The 891-nt window shown below is 70.7% G+C and carries 2 protein-coding genes; both read right to left on the reverse strand.

The annotated features are described in order from the left end of the window. Window positions 1-161: 161 nt before the first annotated feature. Entirely contained in the window at window positions 162-542 is a 381-nt protein-coding gene (locus A5781_RS14645; protein WP_067207242.1) for a hypothetical protein, read from the reverse strand. A gap of 69 nt (window positions 543-611) precedes the next feature. Then, a partial coding sequence (locus A5781_RS14650; RefSeq protein ID WP_304441375.1) for an adenylate/guanylate cyclase domain-containing protein occupies window positions 612-891 on the reverse strand: 280 nt, incomplete at its 5' end.

Here is an 891-nt window from a genome sequence, read left to right on the forward strand (position 1 = left end):
GCTTCAAGACTTACACCCGCCCGCCGACAAAACTGGCGGAAAAACGACATCGTAGTGGGGACGGGTCAGGAGCCCTGGCGGACAGCGGCCCCGCATCAAACGGCGCATCGTCGCAGCCACGGCCACCGGCCGGTGACCCGGCCGGTGCCGCAGCTCGAGGGTTACGGGCTGGGAGGAGTTCCGACGCAAACGCCGCCGGCGCAGGCGCCCGCGCCGCCGGGTCCGGCGGAAGCCCCGGCGCCCGGCACACCCGCACTCGCCCCGCCGGGACCGGCGCCCGCGCCGGAACCGCCCGGTCCGGCGGTCGTGGCGCCACCGGGTCCGGTCTCGGGGCCGCCGCCGCCCGGTCCGGCGGGAGTCGTTGCCGCCGGTGCCGTCGTGGTGACACTCGCGGGCGTCGTGACGGTGGTGGTGACGGTCGAAGTCGTTGGGTTCTTGTTGTTGTTGTTCGAGCTGCATCCCGCGGTAAGCGAACTCAGGGCGATCGCCGCGGCGATGCCCGCGGCCACGGAAACACGGCGGACAGTTCCACTTCCGGTCATGTCAACACCAATCTCTAGAGGGGCAATGTCCTTAAACCCCTTACCCACTCGGGTCTGAAATCAATCGGATCAGGCCGGCGGGTCGGCGGGCATCGCGAGCCGGGTGGGTTGCTCGTGGCCGCGGAGGGTCACGGTCTCTCCCAAAGACCAACGGGCGCGCTCCTTCTCGCTGACGCCTTCCAGCGCGTCGGCCGCCGCCAGCAGTAGGCCCGGATACGACTTGGCGAGCTCGCACAGGCGGGCCGCCTCGTTGACCGGACCGCCGATCACGGTGTATTCGAAGCGTTCCCTGGCGCCGACGTTCCCGGCCACAACTTGTCCCGCCGCCACGCCGATACCGGCCCGGCAC

Origin of the sequence: Mycobacterium sp. 852002-30065_SCH5024008 (assembly GCF_001665645.1) — a bacterium.
GTDB classification, from domain to species: Bacteria; Actinomycetota; Actinomycetes; order Mycobacteriales; family Mycobacteriaceae; genus Mycobacterium; species Mycobacterium paraffinicum.

Coding starts and splice junctions, on each gene's coding strand:
- A5781_RS14645 (WP_067207242.1), bottom strand. CDS start 542: ATGACCGGAAGTGGAACTGTCCGCCGTGTTTCCGTGGCCGCGGGCATC.